The organism is Myxococcus faecalis, assembly GCF_050039385.1.
GTDB classification, from domain to species: domain Bacteria; phylum Myxococcota; class Myxococcia; order Myxococcales; family Myxococcaceae; genus Myxococcus; species Myxococcus fulvus.
On record NZ_CP144336.1, the window covers coordinates 1,781,577 to 1,799,434 of the forward strand.

Sequence of the window (17,858 nt, forward strand, 5' to 3'; positions counted from 1 at the left end):
TCTAGCGGGCATGTCCCCGCCCCGCGGCTACGACCCGGCCGCGCCCCCGAGCGGGCGGCCGCCGAAGAAGAGGGGCCGGCCTACGAAGTACAGCGGGCCGGCCTCGACGCTGACGTACGCGCTTCAAACAGCGCTGGTGGCGGCGCTGCGCAGGGGATGCACGCTGCGCATTGCAGCCACCCTCGCAGGCACGAGCCCCAAGGTCCTAGAGAACTGGCTGCGCCGAGGGCGCGACGCCATCGAGCAGCGCAAGCGCAGCCGCTACACCGAACTCGTCCTCGAGGTGGAGCGCGCCCAGGCCGAGTACCAGGCCGGGCTCCTCGCGAAGGCTGACGATGCCATTTGCGACAAGACCATGAACGACAAGGTGCTGCGCTGGCGCCTTGGCGTCGCCGACCGCGAGTTCAGGGCGGTGCGCGAATCGGCCGAGCCGGCAGATGGCCAGGGCGCCTTCGAGCTGGTGAAGCCCGAGGACGCCGTGCGGTCGCTCACCGAGAAGCTGGAGCGCTTCCTGTCCGGCGCCGCTGCAGCGCCTGCTCCTCCAGAGCCCGAGGCCGATGCGCAGCCCGAGGCGACGCCGGAAGACGGCCCGGCCGGCGAGTCGTCCACGAAGACGGAGGATGATGACGATGACGACGAGTAAGGCCGTCGTCGAGAGCGGGGACCTGCTGGAGGGCTTGCCTATCCTCCGGCCGGAGACCCATGGCCGCTACTCGCGGCTGGACCGACTGGCCCTCACGCTGCGCGAGCGCTACGGCTCCGTCCATGGCTTCGCCGAGCGGCTCGAGCTGACGCCGCAGGAGCTGCTCTCCCTCCACTACGAGCCCCAGTTCAGCCTGCGCCCGATGCAGCAGTCGCCGGACCTGGTGGACCCGGCGCTGGCGCAGTGGCGCGTCTGGTTCCTGCTGGGCGGCCGCGGCGCCGGGAAGACGCACGCGGGCGCGGCCGCAGTCATCCGCGAGGCCATGATGGACCCGGGCGCGCGCATCCTCATCGTCGGCCCCACGTATACCGAGATTCAGAAGAACCAGCTTGAGGGGCCGAGTGGCATCCTCACCCTGGCGCCGCCCTGGTTCCGTCCTGAGCACCGCAAGTCGAAGAAGCAGCTCATCTTCCCCAACGGCGTGGTGGCCGACTACCTGCCGGCCGCGAAGGCGAACAAGTTCCGCGGCTACGGGTACACCTTTGAATGGTTGGACGAAATCGTCGCGTGGGACAAGGACCCGGAGGGCGTGTACGAGGAATGCTGTCGCGTCGGCCGCGGCACGTCCACGCGGATGCGCGAGCTGGGCCTCTCCTCTCGCAAGGTCATCACCACAACGCCTGCGCCCACCCAGCTCTTCCGCCTCATCCTCAAGGACAGAGAAGGGCTGGTGTTGTCGCGCTCGTCGACGTTCGATAACGCCAGCAATCTCGACGCGGCCTACATCCGCCAGGCACGAGCCGCGGCAAGCTCGGCCATCGGCCGGCGTGAGTACCTGGGCGAACTCGTCTTCGACCTGGACCCGGCACTCTTCCGCAAGGTGTCGTGGAGCAAGTTCGCCGTCGCACCGAAGGCACGGCCTGCGCTGTTCGACTTCATCGTGGTGAGCGTTGACCCCGCGACCGGGGAGAAGCGCAACGCGGACATGCACGGCATCGTCGTTGTCGGCGTGCGCGAGGAGGCGGATGGCCTCGACCACGTGTATGTGCTGGCAGACCTCTCGCTGCGCAGCCCGGAGCCCAGCGCCTGGGCGCGGAAGGCCGTCGAGGCGCTGCGCTACTGGGAGCGCTTCGCACGCAAGGATGTGCGCGGCCGGCCGAGGGCGTGGGTGTTCGCAGAGACGAACACGGGTGGCTCGATGGTGAAGCACACCATCCACCAAGTGGCCAAGGTGAAGGTGAAGACAGAGCGTGCCCGGCAGAGCAAGGCTGAGCGCGCAGCTCCGGTGTCTATGCTCGCGGAGGCTGGGTTGGTCCACATGGTGGGCAAGCACCCGAAGCTCGAGGAGCAGCTCGCGAAGTTCACCGGGCAGGAGGGAGGTCACGCACGCGACGATCGCGTGGACGCCATGTGCTGGCCACTCTTCTTGTACGTCGTTCGCAAGAAGAAGAATTCTGGCGCAGCCGGAGTGACCGATAAGTCCCTTCCTTGCGTTCTCGCCCACGAAGATGATGACTAATGCTGCACCATAACTTCATCCTCACACCGCTCCCGCAATCGCCGCCAAGCGATCAAAGCCTCTCTCAAGAGATCGCTGTGTACACATGGAGAATAAAACTTAGGTGCCAAGCAACAGTAGCAATGCCAATCCCCATCTAGCCATCCTTGTCTGTTTTGATAAGAGCCTTCATTATCGCCTTGGCATTCTCCGGCCTTAAGACCTCCTCAATCAACTCGGCAAGATTGGCAGGCGCCTGGGACTTAGCGGACAAATGCGTCTGCTCATCTCTACCAAAGGTCCTCTTCGCCAGCACAACCCGAATCTCCTCCTGTTTCTCCTGCGACAGCGAGGCAAGAAACGGACCGATAGACGCAAGTTCAAGTTCTAGCCGACGGTTTCTTCTCTCCAATTCTTGAGCTTTATCTCCTTGCCTTGCAGCGTAGGCCGCAAGCACACCAAGCGTCGCTGACGCAAATGCCCTTCCAGCAAGAAGCTCCCAGGAGAAATCGCCTCCCTCTGAAAAAACATAATTCTTTACAGCAATAGAAACCACTCCCAGCATCGATAAAACGGCAAAACCCTGCCAGAGCCATTTCGCCCGCTGGGCCTGATTGGCAGTCTTCTGATAGCCGCTCGCGAATCCCGCACTCCCAATAATTCCTACGAGCTTCTTAGCCTCTTCATGCTTCTCTTCAATTGCCTTTAGTACTGCTGCAGCCGCCGGATACATCTTACTTGCGGCCTCATCGATCTGGATTTGAGCAGTTCGAATCGCTTCCTCACGCGTCGCATCGACCTGTGTCATTAGTGTCTTGACATCATTGGTCATTCTTGCAACATCGTCGCGCAGTGCTTGCTCGGTTTCGGCGACATATAGTTTGCGCTCCGAGCGGAACGACTCGGCCTCCAGGCGACACTTGTCAACAATCTCACCAGCACTAGCCTGCAAGCTAGTGACAGCTGCATTCAGCGCTTGGCTTGCCAAGGCTCCTTGGGAGGAAACAAACTCTGGCAGAGAGCTGACGCTGACCTGCAGCGTCGCTAGCGTCGTTGAGATCCTCGCTCGCTCCGCTTCCAGTTCCCCAAATCGAGAGCTAAGAGCCAACAAGTCGCTCGCCATTTTGTCCGACAGTTCCTCGACCAATGGGCGCCTAGGCAGTAACTTCGCCATGTGATTTATTAGCGACATCAGATTGGCGTCCGCCTTCATCAAATGATCAAGGGTTCCTGTTTGAGAGAAATACCTCAAATGGGGGATAATGTTCTTGGTGAGAGTTAGATCGATCGAGCTCAGCAGCTGGTGGTGTAGAAAAACTGGATCTGCTTTTTTGAGAGAGAGAAACAAATAGTCTCGAGTTGCGGCAAGCCGAGCCACCATAGAGGCAGTTGGAGGCGTATTCGATTTGGACCGCACTTCTCCAATGGCCGAGTCAAACTCCTCGAGTGTTGAATGGATTGGAATATTCTTGAGGTCGTTGTCGGTCATCGCCATAGGGAGTTTGAAGGTTGTGGCGCAGTCTACTTCATGAGTTCCGATAAAGGGGCTATCGGTTTGGGCGCTGAGCGCCCCTTCTCTTTGACATGGTCTCTCTCGCTCATCGTGCATTGAAGGCCCTGGGGTTACTTCCCACCCACAGGGGCCCCCTCGTCTACGCGCTGCCTGTCGTCAGCTTCTCCCCGCGGCGGGGGAGCCGCGCCGTCCTCACCTCCTACCGCGAGAGTGGCTGGCTCCGCGCCGTCGTCGACACGGTGGCGGACGCCGTCGCGACGCCACGGTGGAAGGCGTACAAGCCCGTGGCGAGCAGCGTCGCGAAGCGATGGGACGCAGGGTGGAAGTCCACCCTCAAGGCTGAGCGGCGCAAGGCGCTGGAGGGTGGCATCGCTACTGGCGAGTTGGTAGAGCTGCCAGAGCATGAGCTGCTCCGCATGCTGGACTCGCCGCACCCGGAGTTCCCCGGCAGGGAGTTGCGCAAGCTGGCGCAACTGCACCTCGACCTGGTGGGCGAGGCGTTCCTCTGGCTTCGCAGGGGCGAGGACGGACGGCCCGTGGGCTGGGAACCGGTGCCTCCCCACTGTGTCCTCCAGACGCCCCAGCCCGGCGCGCCTATCTACGCTGTCTCGTATGGCCTCTTCCACGGGCACGTCGCGGCGAGCGACATGCTCTGGCTCAAGCACCTCGACCCCGAGAACCCCCTCGGGCGAGGCGCCGGCCGAGGCATGGCGCTGGGAGACCAACTCGACACCATGGAGGCGATTGACCGAGCGGCCAAGGCGACCTTCGAGCGCGGAGGTATCCCCGCGGCAGTCGTGGGCATCGACTCAAAGCGGGACGGCTTCGACGGAGAGGAGGCCGCCGACGACTTGGAGAAGCGCTTCCGCGAGCAGTTCAAGGGGCCGGACAACGCGGGCAAGGTGTGGTTTGCCCCGGCCGGTGTGAGCCTTGCGCAGATTCAGGTGAACTACCGCGAGTTGCAGGCGGAGGAGCTGGCCGAGGGGATGCGCGCCTACGTGCGCCAGACGTTCAACGTCCCGCCCGAGCTGGTGGGCGACACCGCCTCCAGCAACCGCAGCACCTCCGAGGCCGCGAAGTACCACCTGGCCGAGTACGCGGTGGCTCCGCGACTGGAGTTTCTGCTGTCCTGGTTTCAGCATCGTTTGGTCCCCCTGGTCGATGCGGATGTCATCCTCGACTACGAGGACCCTCGCCCGCAGGAGTGGGAGCGCATCTTCCGTGCGATGACCACCCCCATCACCCCGGCCTTCAGCTTGAACGAAGCGCGGGAACTCGCGGGGCGCCGGCCGCTGCCGGAGCTGGAAGGCGTGCTCGGGCCGACGCTGCCCGGCCAGCCCAGCACGGGCGGCAACAACCTGGAGAGCGCCGCCGCCAACGCCACGCCCGAGCCCCCTCGTGACAGGCGCGGTGAGGAGGGGCGCGTGTAGCGCCGCCCCTTCTGGAGGGCATGACCAAGCCCATCACTCCCAGGCCCAAGGCCAAGGCCCTCCAGAAGCTCCTCGAGGCGAAGCCCACCGATGGCGCCGCTGCCGACGGCGCCCCGGTGTTCCGCATCACCTCCACGTCGTTGGACCGGCACAGGGACCGCGTCCTCGCCGTCAAGGCGAAGGGCGAGGAGTTCAAGGTGCCGCTGCTGTGGAACCACGACTCCTGGAACCCGGCCATCGGCTACGCGCGCTGCTACCGCAAGGGCACGGACTGGCTGATGACGCCGGTGTTCGACGAGGTCTGCGACATCTCCAAGGCGGTGGCTGCGAAGGTGCAGGCGGGCACGCTGGACCAGTGCAGCATCCGCTTCATCCCCGCGGACAGCGAGCCGGTGCCGAACGCCGAGGGCGGGGATGACTACCCCCTCGTCGAGGTGCTCGAGGTGAGCATCGTGAACATCGGCGCGAATCAGGACGCCGTGCGGCTGCGCTCCGCGGAGCCGGTGCCCGAGGACGAGGACGAGGAGGCGAAGTACCGCGCAGCGGGCCTCGCCTTCCGCGCGAAGGTCGAGCAGCAGCTCGAGGAACTCAAGGCCCAGGTCGTGAAGCTGCACAAGCTGCTGCCCGAAGAGGAGCCGGAGGACGAGGAGTCCACCGAAGAGGGCGAGGAGTCCCCCGAGGAAGAGGAGCGCGACGCCCCGGAGGAGGAGCAGGAGACGGCCTCCGCCGACGAGGAGCCCGCGCCCGAGGACGACGACGAGGAGCAGCGCGACGGCGAGGACACCGAGGACGAGGAGACGGCCTCCGTCGAGGACGAGGACGACGAGGAGCCCCTCGCCGAGGAAGAGGCGAAGGCCCTGCGCGCGCGGCTCATGAAGCGGCTCGGCTTCACGCCGGCCCAGGCGAAGGCCCTCACGTCCGCCGAGCTGCGCGCCTACGCCGCCCACCTGCCCGCCGCGAAGTAGCCGCCCCTTCTACTGGCCACACGCACCCGCGCCTGCCGGCGCACCACCCGTACCCCGGAGCTGTCCCATGACGTTGAAGACCAAGCCGAAGTCCCAGCCCACCGCGCCGGCCGCGCCGCCCCCGCTGCCCGCCAGTATCCAGAAGGCCGTCGACGCGGCGGCCACGCGCGCCGTCGAGCGCGGCCTCGCCAGCCGTCCCAACGCGGCCTCCCCGTCGCCCGTCACCTCCGGCGCCAAGGACTTGCAGATGGACGCGCCCAAGGGCCAGGAGGCCCTCGCCCGCCTGGGCGTGCGCATCAAGGCCCAGTACGTGGAGCAGGCCGAGCGCTTCGGCATCATGCACAAGCCCGGCATGGCGGCCCTCAAGTCGTACGTCGAGAAGTGCAAGGCCGTGGGTGCCTTCGCCAGCATCTTCGAGCAGGGCGGCGCCATCTGGACGCGCGAGACGCACAGCGATGAGGTGGTGGAGCTGCTGCGCGCGGATGCGATTCTGCTGCGCGCGGGCGCGCGCACCGTCTCGGGCTACGGCGGGAAGTTCGTCGTCGGCCGCATCAACGACGGTCCCCGCGTCCACTGGGTAGGGGAAGGGCAGGCGCCCGAGAAGTCGGAGGTGAAGACGGGCACGACGGAGCTGGGCGCGCACAAGGCCATGGCCCTGTGCCCCATCTCCAACGACCTCATGCGCCTGGGCAACAGCGCCGCCTCGGCCGACGTGGGCCGCGAGGTGTCGCAGGCTATGGCCCTCGAAATCGACGTCGTCGGTTTGTATGGCAAGGGCGCCAAGAAGCCGACGGGCGTCTACGAGGTGGTGCCCACCGGGCACAAGAGCGCCATCACCGGGACGACTATCGACCAGGTGCGCTCGGACCTGAAGCTCAAGCTCATCAAGCCGATTCTCACCGCGAAGCTGAAGCTGGCGGGAAACAGCCCGTTCTACTTCATGTCGTCGGCGCACCTGCTGTTCCTCTCCGAGCTGCGCGACGCCGCGGGCTACGTGTTCCCCGGGCTCCAGGACCTCGAGACCCCGACGCTCAACGGCTTCCCCGTGCAGGCGACGGAGTCGCTGTACGGCAAGGGGCACATCGGTTTCGGACTAGCGAACCAGCTCTGGTACGGCGAGGCCAGCGCCATGGAGACCACCGTCGGCGAGGCGTCGGGCGACTTCGAGGCGGACCAGATGACGCTCCGTGCAGTGTGGAACGGCGACTGGGCGCTGCGCCACCGCGAGGCGTTCGCGTTCCTGACGGGCGTCACCTACGGCGACGCGCCGTAATCACAACCAAGAACGGAGAAGACAGACATGCACCCGTATCGCAACAACATCGGCGCGCTCATCCACGCGGCCAACCTCTCACACCCGCCCGCCGCTCAGGGCGCCGGCACTCGCAACGGGGCCGTCTTCACGGTGGGCACCTTCCGGAGCCTAGTGCTGTCCGCCGTCGTCGGCGCCGTCACTGGGGCGCCCACGGCTCAGACGGTGACGTACAAGCTCCAGACGAGCGCCGACGGCACCACCTGGGCGGACGCGAAGGACAACGACGGCGCCACCGTCGCCCTCACCCTCACGGGCGCGAACACCTGTGGGGAACTCGACGTCAATCTCCAGGAGGTGGCGCCGGACGGACACGACAGGCTGCGCGTCGTCGAGACGGTGGCCTTCACCGCGGGGACGACGCCGACAGTGCTGGCCTCGGCCACGCTCATCTTCGGCGGCGCGCAGACTCTGCCCGTCTGAGGTGACGCCATGGCCTCGCCCGTCGACTTGCTGGTGCCCGAGCAGCTCCCCGCGTCCGCACGCCGTATGGAGGCGGCGCGGCTGGGGCTCATCATCACCGCGGCGAGCGAGGCCGTGGCCACCTACTGCGGCTACCCGCTGCACCGCCGTCTCGGAGTCGTGGAGACGGTGGCGTGCAACGGGGGCACGTACCTCTGGCTGCGCGGCGCCGCCGTGCGCCAGGTGACGCGCGTGGAGGTGCGCGGCGTGGAGCGAGCCGCGGGCACCTACGCGCTGGAGTCCCCGGGGCAGGGGCGGCTGGTGGCCCGGGGCGTGCCGTGGCCCTTCACCGGCACGTGGAGCCAGGGCGTGTCGTCGACGCCGCTGGAGTGCAGCGACACGGGCGAGGTCCTCGTGGAGTACGACGCCGGCTGGGTGACGCCGGGGCAGCACGTGCTGGACGGGGCCCTGGTGGTAGACCTGCCGGCCAGCATTCAGCTCGCCGCCGTCGAGGTGGTGGTGGCCACCGTGTCCCGCGACGGCAAGCCCGGGGACACGGCCTCGGAGTCCATCGGCGACACCAGCATGTCCTACTTCGCCGGCGAGGACGGCGGGCGGACGGCGCTCCCGTCCACCGCGCGCCAGTTGCTGGCCGCGTACCGGAGGCGGCGATGACGCTCCTCGGCCACACCTTCCGCCACACCTTCCACCTGGCCCGGCACCTCTCCTCCAACGCTGGAGGGGAGAGCGAGTACGAGGAGCCAGTGGAGCACCCGTGCCGCTACCAGGGGGCGACGAAGCGCCTCGTCACCTCGGACGGCAGCGAGCGAGTCACCGAGGCCGTCCTCTTCACCTTCGTGGAGGTGCGCGCCGAGGACTACGTTTACCCGCCTGGCGCGGACGTGGACGACTACGGCGCCGGCCGTCAGCCGCTGCGCGTCACTCCGCGCTTCAACCTCGCGGGCGACCTCGACCACTACGAGGTGTACCTGTGACGCCCCGGCACGTGGAGCGGGAGCTGGTTCTCTTCCTCGAGGGCGCGGGCCTGGGGCTGTCCACCACCAGCTCCCCGCCGACGCTGTACTGGGGCCAGGTGCCGACGTCGACGCCGGACAGGTGCGTGGTGGCGCGGGAGACGGGCGGGGAGCAGAGCCTCTACCTGGGCACGGGCCGCGGGCTGCTAGAGGCCGACGTGCAGGTGGTGGTGCGCGGCGTGCCCAACCGCACGGCGGACACGCGCGAGCTGGCGGTGGCGTGCTGGCGCGCCCTCCACTTGGCGCGGGTGCCCGGCTACGTCCGCGTCCTCTGCGAGGGCGTGGGCCCCCTGCAACAGCCGCCCGACGGCAGTGGCCGCCCGCGCTTCTCCTTCAACGTCAGCGCCGGCTACGTCGCGTAGGCGCCGCCCCTTCTGTTGGGGCATGCCGGTCAAGGTGAAGGTCAACGTCACAGCGCTCAACCGCCTCCGGCAACGTCCCGAGGCGCTGCTGCGCGCCCTCGAGGAGCCCCTGCGCGACATCGCGAAGAAGGCGCTCGACGTCAGCCAGACCCTGGTGCCGCGCCGCTCCACGGACGAGCGGGCGCAGTACGCGGACGGCGACGCGCCGCCCCAGCCCCCCCTGGCAGACACCGGCTTCGTCTCTGGGCCGGAGTTCAACCTCTCCCGAATGAGCGTCACCATGACGGCTGGGTATGAGCACCCCGCCGCGGGCGCCATCCACGAGGGCTTCCACTGGGGCGCGGAAATCATCAACCCGCCGCCGCACTTCATGCGGAAGGGCTTCCGCAAGTCGCGCGGCCGCGCGCGCAAGGGCGTCTCTCGCGTCCTCACCGCCTACCTCGCCAAGCACTTCCCCTCTCGCTGAAAAGGAGTAGCACCATGGCTGACCCCACCCCTGCATTCGTCGACTCGCTGCACCTCGTCTCCGCCATCGCCACCGCGCCCGCCGAGGCGAACAAGCTGGACGGCATTTCGGACGCGCCCGTGTCCATGACGTCGGACACTGTCGACGGCAATTACCTTGGCGGGGGCGGCTGGAAGCGCACCATCCCCACGCTGAAGGGCTTCGAGATTTCGCTCTCGGGCCATCACATGCCGGATCTGGAGTCCCACCAACTGCTGGAGACTCTCTTCCTGACCGGGGCCACGGGCTATTTCCTCATCGTGAAGGATGCGGACGGCACGGCCGGCAACGTCGGCACGCGCTACCCCGTGCGTGTGTCCTCCTTCGAGAAGGGCCGCGCCGCGGGCGACGTCCTCACGATGACGGCGACGCTCGTCGGCCAGGGCGCTCCCGTCGACTTCTGAATCGCAGTCAGTCTCAAACCCAGACACACCACGGAGAAGCCATGTCGCTCAAGCAGCGCCTGCTGAAGTCGAGGAACAAGGTCATCAAGTCGCTGGAGATTGACGGCGTGCCCGTCAACCTCTGCCGTCCCAACAACCCGGAGCGCCTCGCGGTGTTCGACGCGGCGCGGGCGGCCGGCGAAGTCGACGAGTCCCGACAGCCCACGTCGGAGCAGGCCGGCCTGCGGCTGCTGGCGCGCGTCGTCGCCACCGTCATGAGAGACCCGGAGACGGGGGAGCGCGTCTTCGACCCGGGCAGCGCGGAGGACATCGACGCCATCTGCGCGGCGCCCTGGTTCGACGACGTCCCAGACGACGCGATGAAGGCGATGCACCCGAGCATGGAGGAAGTCCAGGGAAACTCCTGAGCAACCCGAGGGAGGCCCTCGTCCTCCGGGTTGCTCGCATCATGGGCCAGCCGCCGTCCGAGGTGCGGCGCTGGTCCGAAGAGGACTTGCTCGGCGTCGTCGCCGACACGCTGCTGGAGGCCGAGCAGGCCGAGCGCAGCCGCGCCGAGCACCAGGGTGTCGCTGGCCCGAAGACACAGACGCAACTGTTCCGCGTGCGGCCGAAGAAGCCCAGCGCGAAGAAGTGAGGTGACGCGTGGCTCTCAAGACGGGTGACGTCTATGTAGCGGTGACGGCCAGCATCGGCCCGGCCATCGTCAACCTGGGCAAGCTGGTGAAGGCCGTCCAGGACACCGCCAAGCAGGTGAAGGAGGCGACGAAGGACTTGGGGGAGATTGGCGCCGTCGTCGCGGCTGGCATTGGCGCCGCCGTCGCCGCGGCGGCGAAGTCCAACCCCGCCCTCCAGGCGCAAGTCACCCGTCTGACGGACCTGCTCTACACGCTGGCCGCCGACCTCGGGGACCTCTTCATGCCCGTCGTGAAGAAGCTCACCGACTTCGTCTCGCGCCTCGTCGCCACCTTCCAGCGCTTGAGTCCCGAGGTGAAGGAGGCCGGGGCGCGCGTCGCGTCCTGGACGGCCGGCGCGGGCCTCGCCATCGGCGCCGTCGGCAAGCTGGCCGGCGTCGTCGAGGTGCTGGCTGGGAGCGTGGGCAAGCTGGTGGGCGCGCTCGGCAAGCTGTCGTCGTCGACGTCCCTCGCGAAGCTCGGCGCCCAGGTGGCGGCGATGGCGCTGCCGGTGGTGGCCGTCGCTGCCGCCGTGGCCGGCCTCGCCCTCCTGGGCGGAGCGCTGTACGGCGCATGGACGGACACCAGCTCCGGGCTCAAGGACGCGGTGAAGGACATCCTCGGGTCCATCACCCAGATGGCCAGCAAGCTCTGGGACATGCTCAAGGGCCTCTTCGACGGGTTGGTGAGCCTCGTCGAGGGCATGGCCATCAAGTCCCTGAACTTCATCGCGTGGCTGATTCGAGAGGCCGCGAAGAAGCTGGCGCCCGTCGCGAAAGCGGCGAGGATGCACGACACGCACAGGGCGCTCCTCGGCGTGCAGTTCATCACCGGCGAGGCGCTCCTCGAGATGGTGAAGGAGGCGGGCGGGAAGGTCGCAGCGGAAATCGACGCCAAGAGGAAGGTGCTCGAGCGCAGCGTAGGAGAGGGGCTCGCCAAGGCCGGCGAACTCGCGGCCGACGCGAAGGAGGCCGTCACCTACGGCTTCGGGAAGTCACTGGAAGGGCTCGAGAAGGCGCTCCGGGACAGCGGCATCTCGGACCTGATGACCTACCTGAACACGCTCATCAAGGCGCCAAAGCTCTCCGACGCCGAGCCGACGGTGCGGTACGCCGATGGCATCGACAAGATGGAGGAGTACATCGAGAAGGTCATCGCCGCCCTCAACGCGCGCGTCGCCGAAGAGGCCCGCCTCGAGTACGAGCGCTCCGTGGCCGCCGAGGAGTGGCGCCTCGGCCTGCAGCTCGAGGCCGAGCGCCTCGCCGCCGCCGCCGCGAAGGCGATGCGGGACGCTCGGGAGACGCTCGTGTCTGGGCTGACGTCTGCCTTCGGCCGCATCAAGGAGCTGGTCGATTACTTCAAGATGGGCACCCAGGCATCGGGCAGCGCCTGGGGCGGGCTCGCGGCCGCCATCGCGAAGCTGCTCACCGAGTCCAAGGGCTTCGCCGACCTGGTGACGATGGTCCTGAACATCGTCCAGCGGGTGGCGGACGGGCTGGGCAAGCTGCTCACGCCCCTGGAGCCCGTCATCGGCGCGCTGGGCTACATCGCCGACGTGTTGATGACCGCGCTGGAGCCGCTGCTCAACTACGTCGGCCAGGCGCTGTCGTACCTCGCGCCCCCGCTCGTCATCGTCGGCAAGTTGCTGGAGGGCCTCGCGCCCCTGCTGAACGTGCTCATGATGCCGCTGAGCCTGCTCCAGGACGCGGCCAAGGGACTCTTCTTGGTGTTGAAGTTCGTCTCCATCGTCCTCCTGATGGTGGTGAAGCTCATCAGCGACGTGTGGAACGCCGTCATCAAGGCCGTCCAGTGGGTGCTGCGCCAGTTGGGGAAAGTGCTGGAGTGGTTCGGCACGAAGGCGCTCACCAACCTCGCCGACAAGCTCGAGGGGATGAAGGTCAACACGGACGCCATGGGCGAATCCATGCGCAACCTCCAGAACACCACGTGGGACTCGGCCAACGCCCAGGCGCGGCAGACGGCCGAGGTCCTCAAGGGGACGGCCGCGTTGGAGAAGATGAACGAAGCCCTCACCAACGTGCCGTCCGCGTGGCGCATCGCCTTGCGGCGCTACCAGCTCCAGGACACGGCGGACGGGCCGGGCACGCCGCCGCTGCCCGGCGTCGGAGCGAGCGGAGTGGACAGCGAATCGCCCGGCGCCGGCATGCCCCAGTGGTATCTCGACTACATGGAACTGCCCGAGGCGCTGCGGGAGCGCATCGAGCGCCGCTCCCCGGAGCCGTACATCGGCAGAGACAGGCCCAGTGGCGATGAGTACGGCATTCGCTCGCGAACCATCGGCCAACAGAAGGGCGCCACCTACAACCTCACCGTCCAAACGGTCGACGAAGCCGCGGGCATCGACAAGGCCGTGCGCTTCGTGCGCCGCGTGGAGTACCTGGAGAAGATGGCGGACTCGGGCCGCCGAATCTCCAAGTCCAGCCGGTGGGCAGAGGTCTGAGCCATGGCCTTCATGAAGCTGTCTGGGATTCCCCTCCGCCTCGATGCAGGGAGCCCTGTCCAGTACCGGCAGGAGCCGCTCGGCGACTTCCGTCGCAGCGCGGCCGGGCAGCTCCGCTCGAGCGTGCGCGGCCGGAAGTGGACCCTCACCGGCAGCACCTTGCCCGTGCCTCTGGAGGAGTCCACTGCGCTGCGCCACCTCATCAACGGGCTGGGCCACTCCTGGAGCTTCGACAGCGGCACCAGCAGCTCGACGGGCATCGCCCCATCCCTCGCGACGGGAGGCGCGGCCTCCGTGCTCGGACTCGGCAAGTACGGCAACGGGCACCTGTACTGCCCACCTGGAGGCACCATTCGCTGGCCCATCCTCCAGTCCGGCGACACGGTATTTGCCTCGACGATTGCCGCGTGGCTCCGCGCGCCGGCCGTCGCGGGCGGGGCCTGGGCGCACCACATCATCGACGTCGCCACGGAGGAGACCTGGCTCAACGGTGAGCAGTGGTACGTCTGGCCCGACGTCGAAGGCGACACGCGCGTCCGAATCGCCCTGACGCCGAGCTACCTGGAGGTGGGCTTCCACGCTGACGGCGTGGGCGTCCTCCAGGTGGATGACCTAGTGGTGCTGCCGTACCGCGCGCCCAGCTCCTGGCGCGTACCGTGGCGCGACGCCGGTGGGCCTTTCGGCCCGCTGCCGCGCCACCACCTGACGGGCGCCGGCATCCACGAGGGGCCGCTGACGGTGTTCGGCCAGGCCAACGACGGGACGGCGGCCGAGCTGTGGACGGAGGACGGGCAGTACCTCGTCCATGAGTCCTTCGAGTTCGAGTTACGGGAGACGTGACACGTGAGACCGATTACGCCGTATGAGTCCAACGCCATGCTGTCGGGCGCCGGCATCCAAGCATTCGTCCGCGTCCGGCTGCGCAACCGCGACAACCAAGACGTCGACCTCACCAACCTCCTTGGCTTCGACTGGGTGCTGGATGCGACGTGGACGCAGGCGCTCGACGCGCCGGTGGGGACAGCCACGGTGACGCTGAGACGCCACGGCAACGGCATCAGCCTCTCGCCCATGGCGGTGGACTCCCCTGTCAACAAGGCGGTGTCGGCTCTCTACGACCCGCTCTTGCGCGAGGGGCGCACCATCCGCATTGACGTGATGACGGTGCCGCTGTCCACCGGGCCCTACGCCACCTGGCGCGAGTCCTTCTACGGCCGGGTGGATGACGTGGAGCTGCCGGAGGACGGGGAGACCATCGTCCTGACGTGCCGCGACTGGGCCGGGCACCTCCAGGACGTCCAGCTCAAGCAGGAGAACACCTTCGGTGGCGGCGTGGGCGGCACCGCCGTGCAAACGGTCATGCACAACATCCTCGGCAGCGAGGGCCTGTGGGACTTCGGGCCGTACTGCCCGGTGGACCCGCTGTGGCAGCTCGGCCCCTTCAAGCAGGCGACCATGCCGATGATGGACGCGCTCCAGGACCTGGCGGGACAACTCGGTTGGGACCTGCGCATGCGGTATCGCGACGATACGCACGGCTTCGCCTTCACCCTCTCGGAGCCGGAGCGCGCGGCGACGACGCCGGTCTGGGCCTTCGGCGACGAGACCTACTACGACATGTCCGTGAGGCGCCGGCTGGGCGACATCCGCAACAGCGTGCGCGTCGTCTACCCAGACAGCAACGACAGGGACGCCGGGGGCACCGGGAAGCGCAAGACGGTGGTGGTGAGCAACTCTGCCTCCGTCGTCACCTACGGCGAGCGCTGGGCTGAAATCGTCGAGGCCAGCACCTCCAACATCAACACCGCGGCCGAAGCCGAGCGCCTCGCGTGGGCCTTCATCCAGGACCTGTCCGAGGCTGCGCTCGAAATCACCGTCACCACGCCGTTGTGGTGGCACCTCGAGCTGAGCGACTACGTGGAGATTCGCCCGGACGGCATCAACCTGGACCGGGCCGAGCACCTGGCCGTCGAGTCCATCGAGCACACCGTGTCCGCGGACAAGGGGGCGTCCACGAAGCTGACACTGCGCGGGCGGCCGTCCACCTCGCGCGTCCAGTGGCTCAAGCGCGAGGCCGTCCCCGGCATCGGCAAGTCCGCCGCCTTCCTCGGCCCCAACGCGCCCGAGCAGCTCGTGGTGAGCAACACGGTCAACGGCGCAAGCGTGGCCTTCAAGGCGTCCGCCACCGGCCCCGCCTGGGACGCCTTCGAGCTGCACGTCTCGGACACGCCCGGTTTCACGCCCACCGACGCGACGTACCGCGCCGCCTCGAGCACGACGCGCTTCGACGTGACGGACCTCCGGCCTGGGGTGACGTACTACGCGAAGTTGCGCGGGCGCGACGCGAAGGGCAACGTCGGGCCGGCCTCGAGCGAGGTGGCGCTCGCGCCGAGGTTCATCACCCCGGTTGACCTCCAGCCCTACGTCAACCTCTCCGCCCTACCCCCCAACGGAGACTTCGAGGCCCACAGCGACACGGCAGGGCCACCAGACACCTGGCTGATGGACGTCGGCACCTGGGGTACGGACGCCTCCGTGGTGAGCGATGCTCTCACGGGTGCAAGGGCCGTCCGCCTCTCGACGGGAGGCACAGGCATCCGCTCGCAGCTCATGGCAGTGCGGGAGGGCAACAGGTACGGAGTCGACCTGTACGCCAAGGCATCGACCACGTCGACGGTGTTCACGGTGTCGATTCGGTGGCTGGATGCCGCGCAAGCGTACTTCGGCGAGACAACCGTCATCCAGACGGCCCCACCTGTGGGCACCTACGCCCGACTGAGTGGCTCTGCGGCAGCTCCGCTCGGGACCCGGTATGCGCGCGTGGTCATCACGCTCCAGAATCCCGGCTCGTCCAGACATCTGACGGTGGACTCCGTCATCTTCTCACCGCTCTCGCTCGTGGCGGAGCGGCCGACGCTCGTCACTGGGCCGATGTTCGCAGTGGGCGGTGGCTGGACGAACTTCGGTTCGCCAGAGCAGGTTGCAACCTACAAGAAAGGGTTGGATGACGAGGTGATGCTGGAGGGCGCCATCCGAGGAGGGACCATCGGGGGAGTCGCATTCTATGTGCCGGCAGGCTATCGCCCGTTGGCCAACATCCGGTGCGTCACGGCAGCAGCCAACGGGTTCGCTCGCGTCCGAGTCGAGCCCACGGGTGCTGTGGTGGTGGAGTCCGCACCGGACTCGACGCGGGTCCACCTCGACGGGGTCAGGTTCGTCTCTCGTGGCTAGATCTCCAAGAGAGTCCCCACATGCAGTGAACTTTGTGAACACGTGTGCCTCTAGGTGTGGCCAAGCACTTTCGCCACAGCAGGGCAATCTAGCATTGCTTGAAATCTGAGACGGGTGTTGCGGTTACGCTATGGAATGCACTCAATAGTATCCAGTCCTCAGATTACATTTCGTCGGCCTCCGACGTATTGATGGACTTCATGAGGATGGCGTACAGCCTGACACTGGCATAAGTGACGACCACGGAGATTCGGAGTTTCTCCCCTTCGGCCGCAAGACTGACAATGCTCTCTCTGGTCGACCATGCTGTCTTGAGGTGCGCATGACCAAGCGTCAGAGCGGTCGATAATCCATCAGGTATATCTTTGAATGTCTCATCTCGCCAGACCGGGCCATCGGTGTGCGGAGTCCCATATTTCTGAGTAAGCGCCCTGCGGAATCGCTCGTAGTCATCCATGTACTGGATCGCGGACATGCGGAGTTCCCGCGACTGAACGCTGACGCCGGCGAGTCTGCCATCCACAAACATGAAGTATGTATTGGTGGACACGCCAGCCGTCTTGCCCTCGAGTACAAGATGACCCTGGGCAGGGCGGGCCTCCGGATAGAGCTTGCGTACCTCGGCGAGGTTCATTCCCCATCGTGATTTCTGGAATCCTTCTGGGCTCCTATAGCTTCGCGGCGGAGCGAAGAACGCTGGGTTCGGAGTGCCATCTGGCTGCCTCATGGGAGTTCCATCGGCAGCCGTCTCTTCTCTCGGGCTGGGGTCCGGCTCGGGCGCCTCTGGTGTCGATGCGAGCACCGTGGGTGCCGGCGCGGAAGCCTCGGGTGTCGGCGCGAGCGCCTTGGGTTCCGCCGCGGAAGCCGCAGGTGTCGGCGCAGAAGCATCGCGTGCCGGTGCGAGCGCCTCGGGTGTCGGCGCGGACGCCAGGGCGGCAAGAACAATTAGAAAGTGCATGCAATCCCCCAGGAGGAACTGCCAGCCGTAGCACTCTCGGAGTGCGGGGACAATCGCCTAGGGCGAGGTGTCGACCTTGCCCCGTCCATCACGTGGGACCTATCTGCGAAGTGTCCCTGTCAGGGAATCTCGTACTATCCCTCCTGGATGCCGGGCCCCCTCCCGGCCAGCCGAGCAGGAGAAGCGAGCAAGTGAGAGAGGCCGAGAATATCTGGAGCGGCGGAACGTCCAGTGCCACGCGCGGAGGAGAGCCGCGCATCACTTCTCGTGGGAGGGCCCAGCGACTCGGCATCATCATCCGCAGGTACAGGCAGGTGCTGATGGGGCGCATGTACCAGGTGCGTCACCCGTACTCGGGCAACCTGTCGCTCGAACTGGAACTGACTGGGCGACAGATGCACAGTGCCCCGGACCTCGGGGTGGAGATGATCATCTCCGCGCACCCTGGTGCCGAGGATAGGGCACCGCG

Annotated in this window: 18 protein-coding genes; 16 read left to right on the forward strand and 2 right to left on the reverse strand. The window is 67.0% G+C overall.

Annotated elements, in window-relative coordinates; genetic code table 11:
• Nucleotides 1-136: 136 nt before the first annotated feature.
• Together VZQ01_RS06725 and VZQ01_RS06730 are read left to right on the forward strand one after the other, a co-directional pair.
• Nucleotides 137-643 (forward strand): hypothetical protein, encoded by a 507-nt coding sequence (locus VZQ01_RS06725; protein ID WP_426747247.1) that lies wholly within the window; start codon nucleotides 137-139, stop codon nucleotides 641-643.
• A complete protein-coding gene (locus tag VZQ01_RS06730; protein ID WP_426747248.1) occupies nucleotides 630-2,162 on the forward strand; it encodes a terminase large subunit domain-containing protein in 1,533 nt (510 codons plus the stop codon). Before VZQ01_RS06725 ends, VZQ01_RS06730 begins: the two co-directional genes overlap by 14 nt.
• Nucleotides 2,163-2,298: 136 nt before the next feature.
• Here VZQ01_RS06730 and VZQ01_RS06735 read toward each other — a convergent pair whose 3' ends face one another.
• On the reverse strand, nucleotides 2,299-3,636 hold the full coding sequence (locus VZQ01_RS06735) for a hypothetical protein (protein WP_426747250.1): 1,338 nt from the start codon (nucleotides 3,634-3,636) through the stop codon (nucleotides 2,299-2,301).
• A 257-nt stretch (nucleotides 3,637-3,893) separates the two neighbouring features.
• On the opposite strand from VZQ01_RS06735, the gene VZQ01_RS06740 reads away from it, so the two are divergent.
• From VZQ01_RS06740 to VZQ01_RS06805, 14 genes are all read left to right on the forward strand, one after another.
• On the forward strand, nucleotides 3,894-5,084 hold the full coding sequence (locus tag VZQ01_RS06740) for a phage portal protein (RefSeq protein ID WP_426747251.1): 1,191 nt from the start codon (nucleotides 3,894-3,896) through the stop codon (nucleotides 5,082-5,084).
• Between the two features lie 20 nt (nucleotides 5,085-5,104).
• Nucleotides 5,105-6,049, forward strand: coding sequence for an HK97 family phage prohead protease (locus tag VZQ01_RS06745; RefSeq protein WP_426747253.1), 945 nt, complete (start codon nucleotides 5,105-5,107; stop codon nucleotides 6,047-6,049).
• 67 nt (nucleotides 6,050-6,116) lie between these two features.
• Nucleotides 6,117-7,322, forward strand: a complete 1,206-nt coding sequence (locus VZQ01_RS06750) for a phage major capsid protein (RefSeq protein WP_426747254.1) — start codon at nucleotides 6,117-6,119, stop codon at nucleotides 7,320-7,322.
• A gap of 27 nt (nucleotides 7,323-7,349) precedes the next feature.
• Entirely contained in the window at nucleotides 7,350-7,784 is a 435-nt protein-coding gene (locus tag VZQ01_RS06755) for a hypothetical protein (RefSeq protein WP_426747256.1), read from the forward strand.
• Between the two features lie 9 nt (nucleotides 7,785-7,793).
• Entirely contained in the window at nucleotides 7,794-8,438 is a 645-nt protein-coding gene (locus VZQ01_RS06760) for a hypothetical protein (RefSeq protein WP_426747258.1), read from the forward strand.
• A complete protein-coding gene (locus VZQ01_RS06765) occupies nucleotides 8,435-8,758 on the forward strand; it encodes a hypothetical protein (protein WP_426747259.1) in 324 nt (107 codons plus the stop codon). Before VZQ01_RS06760 ends, VZQ01_RS06765 begins: the two co-directional genes overlap by 4 nt.
• Complete coding sequence (locus VZQ01_RS06770) at nucleotides 8,755-9,159, forward strand: hypothetical protein (RefSeq protein ID WP_426747261.1); 405 nt, start codon at nucleotides 8,755-8,757, stop codon at nucleotides 9,157-9,159. Before VZQ01_RS06765 ends, VZQ01_RS06770 begins: the two co-directional genes overlap by 4 nt.
• Nucleotides 9,160-9,181: 22 nt before the next feature.
• Entirely contained in the window at nucleotides 9,182-9,625 is a 444-nt protein-coding gene (locus VZQ01_RS06775) for a hypothetical protein (protein WP_426747262.1), read from the forward strand.
• A 14-nt stretch (nucleotides 9,626-9,639) separates the two neighbouring features.
• Nucleotides 9,640-10,068, forward strand: coding sequence for a phage tail tube protein (locus tag VZQ01_RS06780; RefSeq protein WP_426747264.1), 429 nt, complete (start codon nucleotides 9,640-9,642; stop codon nucleotides 10,066-10,068).
• 41 nt (nucleotides 10,069-10,109) lie between these two features.
• Nucleotides 10,110-10,475 (forward strand): hypothetical protein, encoded by a 366-nt coding sequence (locus tag VZQ01_RS06785; RefSeq protein ID WP_426747266.1) that lies wholly within the window; start codon nucleotides 10,110-10,112, stop codon nucleotides 10,473-10,475.
• Between the two features lie 41 nt (nucleotides 10,476-10,516).
• Entirely contained in the window at nucleotides 10,517-10,702 is a 186-nt protein-coding gene (locus VZQ01_RS06790; RefSeq protein WP_426747268.1) for a hypothetical protein, read from the forward strand.
• 8 nt (nucleotides 10,703-10,710) lie between these two features.
• A complete protein-coding gene (locus VZQ01_RS06795; RefSeq protein WP_426747270.1) occupies nucleotides 10,711-13,200 on the forward strand; it encodes a phage tail tape measure protein in 2,490 nt (829 codons plus the stop codon).
• A 3-nt stretch (nucleotides 13,201-13,203) separates the two neighbouring features.
• Nucleotides 13,204-14,040: a hypothetical protein gene (locus tag VZQ01_RS06800; RefSeq protein WP_426747272.1), complete on the forward strand. Its 837-nt coding sequence runs from the start codon at nucleotides 13,204-13,206 to the stop codon at nucleotides 14,038-14,040.
• A gap of 3 nt (nucleotides 14,041-14,043) precedes the next feature.
• Nucleotides 14,044-16,431: a hypothetical protein gene (locus VZQ01_RS06805; protein ID WP_426747274.1), complete on the forward strand. Its 2,388-nt coding sequence runs from the start codon at nucleotides 14,044-14,046 to the stop codon at nucleotides 16,429-16,431.
• Between the two features lie 163 nt (nucleotides 16,432-16,594).
• Here the strand turns inward: VZQ01_RS06805 and VZQ01_RS06810 are convergent, their stop codons facing one another.
• Nucleotides 16,595-17,065: a hypothetical protein gene (locus tag VZQ01_RS06810; RefSeq protein WP_426747276.1), complete on the reverse strand. Its 471-nt coding sequence runs from the start codon at nucleotides 17,063-17,065 to the stop codon at nucleotides 16,595-16,597.
• Nucleotides 17,066-17,858 lie beyond the last annotated feature (793 nt).

Coding starts and splice junctions, on each gene's coding strand:
- VZQ01_RS06765 (WP_426747259.1), top strand. CDS start 8,435: ATGACGCTCCTCGGCCACACCTTCCGCCACACCTTCCACCTGGCCCGG.
- VZQ01_RS06775 (WP_426747262.1), top strand. CDS start 9,182: ATGCCGGTCAAGGTGAAGGTCAACGTCACAGCGCTCAACCGCCTCCGG.
- VZQ01_RS06800 (WP_426747272.1), top strand. CDS start 13,204: ATGGCCTTCATGAAGCTGTCTGGGATTCCCCTCCGCCTCGATGCAGGG.
- VZQ01_RS06785 (WP_426747266.1), top strand. CDS start 10,110: ATGTCGCTCAAGCAGCGCCTGCTGAAGTCGAGGAACAAGGTCATCAAG.
- VZQ01_RS06790 (WP_426747268.1), top strand. CDS start 10,517: ATGGGCCAGCCGCCGTCCGAGGTGCGGCGCTGGTCCGAAGAGGACTTG.
- VZQ01_RS06730 (WP_426747248.1), top strand. CDS start 630: ATGACGACGAGTAAGGCCGTCGTCGAGAGCGGGGACCTGCTGGAGGGC.
- VZQ01_RS06810 (WP_426747276.1), bottom strand. CDS start 17,065: ATGAACCTCGCCGAGGTACGCAAGCTCTATCCGGAGGCCCGCCCTGCC.
- VZQ01_RS06750 (WP_426747254.1), top strand. CDS start 6,117: ATGACGTTGAAGACCAAGCCGAAGTCCCAGCCCACCGCGCCGGCCGCG.
- VZQ01_RS06760 (WP_426747258.1), top strand. CDS start 7,794: ATGGCCTCGCCCGTCGACTTGCTGGTGCCCGAGCAGCTCCCCGCGTCC.
- VZQ01_RS06780 (WP_426747264.1), top strand. CDS start 9,640: ATGGCTGACCCCACCCCTGCATTCGTCGACTCGCTGCACCTCGTCTCC.
- VZQ01_RS06735 (WP_426747250.1), bottom strand. CDS start 3,636: ATGGCGATGACCGACAACGACCTCAAGAATATTCCAATCCATTCAACA.
- VZQ01_RS06755 (WP_426747256.1), top strand. CDS start 7,350: ATGCACCCGTATCGCAACAACATCGGCGCGCTCATCCACGCGGCCAAC.
- VZQ01_RS06745 (WP_426747253.1), top strand. CDS start 5,105: ATGACCAAGCCCATCACTCCCAGGCCCAAGGCCAAGGCCCTCCAGAAG.